The following is a 7,253-nucleotide window of genomic DNA, read 5'->3' as shown; positions in this document are numbered from 1 at the left end:
GCGGGCTGAAGGAGAAGCTGCTGGCCGCCCTGCGCGGCGGGCTGAAGACGGTGCTGATCCCCAAGGAGAACGAGAAGGACCTCGCCGACATCCCCGCCAACGTCAAGCGCAACCTCGAGATCATCCCAGTGGATATGATCGACCAGGCCCTGGAGTACACCCTGACTGCCAAGCCGACGCCGATCGAGAAGGTCGAGGCAAAGGACGTCGAGGCCATGCCGCAGCCGCAGGCCGACGACCGCCGCAGCGGCCTGACGCGTCACTAAGGATGCGATAGACGGCGACAAGGGGCGTTGCCCCAACGCCGTCGGTAGCACAAAGACCAAAGCCCCCGGCACCGCATAGTGCCGGGGGCTTTCTTTTCATCTTCAGCCTGGACGCCGACATCCGAGATCGGCCCCACAAGATGGAAATCCAGACAAAAAAAGCCCCCGGCTTCTTCCATGAAGCCGGGGGCCAGTCGATCTGCCGGTCCGGATATGCGGCAGGGGTCGAACCTGGTCAGCCGGTGAACACTTGGTATCCGACGCCGGAAACCAGCGCACCGATGAAACCGAAGGCAAGGTAGGCGAAGAAAACGGGGCGGCGCACCAGGGCGTACACCGCGATCGCCGCCGGGATGCTGGTAACCGCGCCGGCCAGCATGAAGGACATCGCGGCCCCCGGTGCCATGCCGAGTTCCATCAGCGCGGCGGTCGTCGGGATCGCGGCATAGCCGTTGAGGTACGCCGGCGCGCCGACCACGGAGGCAAGCGGAATGGCGAACAGGCTGTCGCCGCCGACCCACTGGCCGACCATCTCGGGCGGAAGGTAAGCCAGCATCACGCTTTCCAGCAGGAACGCCAGCGTCAGCCACTTCGCCAGGAACAGCGTGTTCGACCAGACGGTGCGCCCGAAGCGGCCGCGCCGCTCCTCATCGCGCCAGAAGGCCCACTGCACCGGCTTGTCGCCCTTGACAGACGAGGTGCCGCAGCAACTCACCTGCCCCTTCAACGGGTTGTCGAACATACCGAGACGCAGCAGCGACATCATCGCCAGCCCGCCGAACAGGCCCACGCCAACCGCGGCGAAGGTCTTCGCGACCGCGAATCCCGTGCCGATCCCACCGGCCGTCAGGATGAACATTTCCGGGTCCATCACCGGCGAGGCCAGCCAGAACGCCATCACCGCCGGCAGCGGCATGCCCATCGCCAGCAACGCGCCGATGATCGGGATCACGCCGCAGGAGCAGAACGGCGACATGGCTCCGAACAATGCGGCAAGGGCCACCATGGGAAGCACGGCCCGCCCCTGGAACGCCTGCGCGATCATGCGGTCGACACCGGCGGCGTCCGTATACGCGGCCACGCCGACTGCCACGAGCAGGAACGGCGCGATACCAAGCAGGCTTTCGAGGGTGAAATACACGCTGTCGACGGCCTGCGGCACGCTGACCGCCGCGATGGCCGCGAGGATACCCGCGATTCCCAGCACCGCCTTGTCAATGCGCCGGAACGGCGCCGAGACCTGCTGGATGGTCGTGACACTCATTTCCCTATCCTTCTAGGATACTCGAATTAATAGAAATATATTCTGACTCGCGGATTTTGTCAATCTTCTATTCCAGAAGAATCGAATTGGCAAGAGGGCGCAGCATACCGAAAGCCGGCGTCCCGCGCCATTCGCGCGGACGGAAGCCCCGCCGGAAACCGAGTGCCGGCAGCCCTACTCCGCGACCAGCCGGAAACCCACCAGGATATGCTTGATGTCCGCCGGCCTGCCATGCCGGGCGGCCGGGCGGCATACACCGCAACCCTTGTCGTCCCAGGAGCCGCCTTTCACCGTGAACCGCCCGGCGCCATGGGGGTCGGCGGTCCACTCGTAGAGCTGACCGGCCGGATCCAGGACGCCATAAGGGCTGGCGCCGCCGGGATAGCTGCCGACGGGCGTGGTGTCGAAGGGGCCGGCGTCATGGCTGTTCAGCTTCGCGGGATCCCAGCGCCCGCCCCAGGGAAAAACGCGGCCGTCACGGCCCCGCATCGCCTTTTCCCACTCCAACTCGCCCGGCAGGCGCCAGTCGCGCGGCGTTACGCTGGACAGCCACTCGGCGTAGGCGACGGCGTCGGCGTGAGTGACCAGCACCACGGGATGGTCCAGGCGTCCCTCGGGCGGCTCACCGGCGGTCCAGGCAAAGCGCCGGGTGCGCCGATAGGGGTGGATCAGGCCGTAGCCTTCCCAGGTGGCACGGTCCACGTCCGGCGCGCGGTAGCCGGTGGCCTTCACGAACGCCGCATATTGCCGGTTGGTGACGGGTGTCGCCATGATCCGAAACGCCTTCGTCCGCGCCAGCCCCTTTGCCCGTTCGCCCTCGTACCAGCCCTGCTTGCGGGTAATGGAATGGCCGTAGGCCTTTTCATCCAGGCTGTAAGCATACTCCCGCTCCGCCCGATCGGATCCGGCGATGAACTCGCCCGCCGGTATCGCGACAGTCTCCGGCACGAGCGGACCGTCGTCGCCTGCCGTCGCTTGCGCGGCGCAAAGCAGCAAGGCACAGAGTAGAAGGGAGCAGCGCATCGCGGCCGCGCGTCTCAGCCGCGCACCACCAGGACCGAGCGGTCGGCATGGCGGACGACGCGCGCGGCGTTCGGCCCCAGGAGGTAGTCGCGAAGCTCCGGCCGGTGAGAGGCCATCAGAATCAGGTCGCAGTTGACCTCTTTCGCCACGCGGATGATTTCCTCGTAGACGCGCCCATGGCCGACAATGTGCTGTACATCCACGCCGTCCGGGATGTGGTCGCGGGTAAAGTCGTGCAGGCGCTGGCGCGTTTCCTCCAGCACTCGATGCTCGTAATCCTTCGGGAAGTACTGCGCCACCATCGCCATGCCAAAGTCCGGCACCACCGTCATCAGATGCAGGCGCGCGCCGAATGCCTTTGCCATGTCGACGGCGTGACCCAGCGCGACCTTCCATGAGGCGTCGTCGTCCAGGTCGATCGGTACCAGGATGTCCTTGTACATGCCCTTCGGCCCCTCTCGGTTGATGGCCAGTCGAGGCGGAGGCCCGCTATTGCGCGGCCTGATCGGCGGTCCGCGCCGCGTGCCGGCGTCCTCGACCGCGCTGCAGCCAGTAGACCGCGCCAAGCAGCAGCAGCGCCGGGATGTAGAACAGCTCCTTCGGCGGCTGGTCGGTCGGAACCTCCAGCGCCACGACCTTGTAACCGAACTCCAGCCCCAGCTTCTCCGCCCTGGAGGCGAAGGCGACCCGGTCGACGACGACGTCGCCGTCCTCCATTTCCACGATCAGCCCGCTGCTTTCCAGGCGCTCCTCGCCCGTCTTCCCCTCGGCCTCGCCGAGCGGCAGAAGCACGGTCTTGCGCACCTCATCGCCCTCGATGGACAAACCCTCCACGACGAGACGCAGGCTCGTGTTGGCGGGCGCGTCGCCCGCGGTTTCCATGATCTGCGTCGGCGGCACGCTCTGCGTCGGCGGCTGGATCTGGTCCATGAAATAGCCGGGCCGCAGGAAGGTGAAGGCCACCAGCAGCAGCAACGCGGTCTCCCAGATCCGGCTGCGGGCGACGAAGAAGCCCTGCGTCGCGGCGGCAAACGTCAGCATGCCGGCCAGCGCCGCGAAGACGACAAGCGCGAACTCGAACGGACCCGTCACGCCGATCAGCAGGAGCTGGCCGTTGAAGATGAAGATGAACGGCAGCAAAACCGTGCGCAGCGAGTAGAAGAAGGCGGTGAAGCCGGTGCGTATCGGGTCGCCACCCGACACCGCGGCGGCGGCGAAGGAGGCAAGCCCCACCGGCGGCGTCACGTCCGCCATGATGCCGAAGTAGAAGACGAACAAGTGGACGGCGATCAACTCGACCACCAGCCCCACCTCGGAACCGAGATTCACCACCACCGGCGCCATCAGCGTGGCGACCACGATGTAGTTCGCCGTCGTCGGCAGCCCCATGCCAAGGATCAGGCTGAGCACGGCCGTGAAAAGCAGCATCAGGATGACGCTGCCGCCCGAGACAAACTCCACGAACTCCGTCATCACCTGGCCGATACCGGTGAGCGTCACCGCGCCGACGATGATGCCGGCCGCCGCCGTCGCCACGCCGATGCCGATCATGTTGCGCGCGCCGGCGATCATGCCGTCCAGCAGCTCGACCACGCCGCTCTTGATCTCGCGCATGTAGCGGCCGGAGTGGCTGAAGAACGCGCGCAGCGGCCGCTGCGTCAAGAGGATCAGGATCATGAACGCCGTCGCCCAGAAGGCCGACAGCCCCGGCGACAAACGTTCCACCATCAACGCCCAGACCAGAACACCAACCGGCGGCAGGAAGTACAGCCCCGCCTTCACCGTCGGTCCCGGATCCGGCAGCGTATACGCGTCCTGCTCGCTCTCCAGCTTCAAGGGCGGGAAGCGCGTCGAGTACCAGATGAGGCCGACATAGAGCCCGATCACCAGTAGCGCCGTCACATAGGGCGCCATCGGGCCGAACAGATCGGCCACAAGGCTTACCAGGCCATAGATGCCGAAGGCGCCGATGACGAGATTGCACAGCACGATGCCGCCAGTGGACAGCACGCGCCAGCGGCTGCTTTCCGGTACCGCGCCACGCACGCCGAAATACAGCCCGAGTTCGATCGCGGCGACAATCAGCGCGCCCCAGAACAGGGCGCTGTTCTGCGCCAGTAGCCCGGCCAACTGGAACAGCCAATAGATGCCGCCGGCGACAATGGCGATGGAGGCGACCGTCAATCCCAGCGAGATCAGCATCCACATTAGCGGCTTCGGCTCGTGCCGGCGTGGCAGGCCGCGCAGATCCTGCTTCAGCGCCTCTAGATGCACGATGTAAAGCAGCGCGATGTAAGAGATCACCGCCGGCAGGAAGGCGTGCTTGATCACCTCGAAATAGGGGATACCCACGTATTCCACCATCAGGAAGGCCGCCGCACCCATCACCGGGGGCATGAGCTGCCCGTTGACGGAGGAGGCGACCTCGACCGCGCCCGCCTTCTCGCTGGAGAAGCCGACCTTCTTCATCAGCGGTATGGTAAAGGTGCCGGTCGTCACCACATTGGCGATCGACGAGCCGGAGATCAGGCCTGTCATGCCGGAACTGACCACCGCTGCCTTGGCCGGGCCGCCGCGCATATGGCCCAGGAACGCGAAGGCGACCTGGATGAAGTAGTTGCCCGCACCCGCCTTGTCCAAGAGCGAGCCGAACAGCACGAACAGGAATACGAAGCTGGTCGACACGCCCAGCGGCACGCCGAACACGCCTTCAGTCTGCAGCCACAGATGCCACATGGCCTTGCCGAAGGAAGCGCCCTTCCACTGGATCACGTCGGGCACGAAATCGGTCGAACCGAAGAAGATGTACGCCAGGAACACGATGGCCACGATCATGAGCGGCGGCCCAAGCGCCCGCCGCGTCGCCTCCAGCAGGCAGAGCATGCCCACGCCCGAGACGATCAGGTCGAAGGTCGTCGGCAGGCCGATGCGCTGCGACAGCGATTCGTAGAACAGGAACTGGTAGGCGGCGCAGAAGGCGGCGATCAGCGCCACGGCCCAGTCCTGCACCGGCACCTTGTGGCGCGGCGAGCTTTTCAGCGTCGGGTAGGCCGCGAACGCAAGGAAGATCGCGAACGCCAGATGGATCGATCGCGCCTCGGTATCGTTCAGGATGGCGAAGTTGAAAATGAATGGCAGCGGCGAGGCGTACCAAAGCTGGAACAGCGACCAGGCCAATGCCAAACCCAGCAGGACGAGCTTCGTGACCCGGCTATCGGGATCGCGCCCACCCGTGTCCCTCGAGGCGACGAGATCGGATAGCGCCTTGTCACCGGGTCCGCGAGATGCCTGTTCGCCCGCACCGCCAGCGCCCTGCACCATGCCGCTCCACCTTCTTGACCGTCGAGACTGTCTTCAAGCCGTCGCTAGTGAGTCGATAGAGAAACGGCGGGCGGCCGCGAAGGGACCGCCCGCCATGGCCGAAAAGGCCGGCTTACATCAGGCCGGCTTCCTCGTAGTACTTCTTCGCACCGGCGTGCAGCGGCGCCGAAAGCGCGGACTTCACCATCTCTTCCTTCTTCAGGACCTGGAAGGCCGGGTGCAGGTTCTTGAAGTCCTCGAAGTTCTCGAAGACCGCCTTGACGAGGTTGTAGACCACCCGCTCCGGCACGTCGGCAGAGGTGACGAAGGTGGCGCGTACGCCGAAAGTTGTCACGTCATCCGGGTTGCCCTTGTACATGCCGCCCGGAATGGTCGCCCAGCCATAATAGGGCCGGTCCTCGACCAGCTTGGCGATGCTGTCGTTCTTCACGTTGACCAGCGTCGAGTCGCAGGTCGTCGTCGCCTCCTGGATCGAGCCGGACGGATGGCCGACCGTGAACACGAAGGCGTCGATCTTGTTGTCGCACAGCGCCTGCGCCTGCTCCGCCGACTTCAGCTCGGAGGCCAGCGAGAACACGTCCTGGTCCCAGCCCATGGCGTCCATCACAACGTCCATCGTGGCGCGCTGGCCGGAGCCGGGATTGCCGATGTTGACCCGCTTGCCCTTCAGCTCGGTGAAGTTCTTCACGCCGGAGTCGGCGCGAGCCACCACGGTGAACGGCTCTGGATGCACCGAGAACACGGCCCGCAGGTCCTTGTAGGCGCCAGCGTCCTCGAACTGCGAGGTGCCGTTGTAGCTGTGGTACTGCCAGTCGGACTGCGCCACGCCGAAGTCGAGCTCGCCGGCACGGATGGTGTTCAGGTTGTACACCGAGCCGCCCGTGGATTCGACCGAGCAGCGGATGCCGTGCTCGTCGCGATTCTTATTCACCAGCCGGCAGATCGCCCCGCCTGTGGGGTAATAAACGCCGGTGACACCGCCGGTGCCGATGGTGACGAACGTTTCCTCCTGCGCCGCCGCACTTGTCGTGCCGGCAGCCCAGGCGCCGGCCGCGAACGCAAGCGCGGCCGCGGAGATCGCGAGCTTCTTCATGAGTCTCCCTCCGGTTTGATCTCTTTCAAGTTGCTTGCCCAAGCGGATTCCTCCGTCAGTGCCCATGCAACTCACAACCGCGTCCGGGACCGGGCAAGTCCGGCGCCTGCCCCGGCAACCGCGCGGAACTCGCAACGGCAAGACCGGCGGGCATGGAAGGCCCGCCAAATTCTGGATTCAAGAAGGACGCCGCCGTCGAAGCGGCAAGCCGAAGCGTTCACACGTCCCCCTGTCGTACGTCAGCCGATCCCTGTATCGGGCGCGTTCTTTTCTTATAGCCTGCAAC

General features: G+C 65.5%; 6 protein-coding genes. 1 reads left to right on the top strand and 5 read right to left on the bottom strand.

Annotation, left to right across the window (positions count from 1 at the left end; all coding sequences use genetic code 11):
• The coding region (locus DRB17_RS12240) for a S16 family serine protease (protein WP_338322696.1) at nucleotides 1–266 on the top strand (266 nt) is incomplete at its 5' end.
• 235 nt (nucleotides 267–501) lie between these two features.
• Here DRB17_RS12240 and DRB17_RS12235 read toward each other — a convergent pair.
• The 5 genes from DRB17_RS12235 to DRB17_RS12215 form a co-directional block, all read right to left on the bottom strand.
• The gene (locus DRB17_RS12235) at nucleotides 502–1,530 is read right to left on the bottom strand and encodes a permease (RefSeq protein WP_114582495.1); all 1,029 of its coding nucleotides are present in this window, start codon (nucleotides 1,528–1,530) and stop codon (nucleotides 502–504) included.
• Between the two features lie 174 nt (nucleotides 1,531–1,704).
• The gene (locus DRB17_RS12230) at nucleotides 1,705–2,553 is read right to left on the bottom strand and encodes a formylglycine-generating enzyme family protein (RefSeq protein WP_114582494.1); all 849 of its coding nucleotides are present in this window, start codon (nucleotides 2,551–2,553) and stop codon (nucleotides 1,705–1,707) included.
• Nucleotides 2,554–2,567: 14 nt separating this feature from the next.
• Entirely contained in the window at nucleotides 2,568–2,996 is a 429-nt protein-coding gene (locus tag DRB17_RS12225) for a universal stress protein (RefSeq protein ID WP_114582493.1), read from the bottom strand.
• 46 nt (nucleotides 2,997–3,042) lie between these two features.
• Nucleotides 3,043–5,874: a TRAP transporter permease gene (locus tag DRB17_RS12220; RefSeq protein WP_114582492.1), complete on the bottom strand. Its 2,832-nt coding sequence runs from the start codon at nucleotides 5,872–5,874 to the stop codon at nucleotides 3,043–3,045.
• A gap of 112 nt (nucleotides 5,875–5,986) precedes the next feature.
• Nucleotides 5,987–6,967 carry a TAXI family TRAP transporter solute-binding subunit gene (locus tag DRB17_RS12215; RefSeq protein ID WP_114582491.1) on the bottom strand — a complete coding sequence of 327 codons (981 nt, stop codon included), beginning with the start codon at nucleotides 6,965–6,967 and terminating at the stop codon, nucleotides 5,987–5,989.
• Between the last annotated feature and the right edge of the window lie 286 nt (nucleotides 6,968–7,253).

The organism is Ferruginivarius sediminum (genome assembly GCF_003344765.1).
Classification (GTDB): domain Bacteria; phylum Pseudomonadota; class Alphaproteobacteria; order Kiloniellales; family Rhodovibrionaceae; genus Ferruginivarius; species Ferruginivarius sediminum.
Note: the sequence above shows the minus strand (reverse complement) of the source record. Positions and strands in the feature narration are given on the sequence as shown.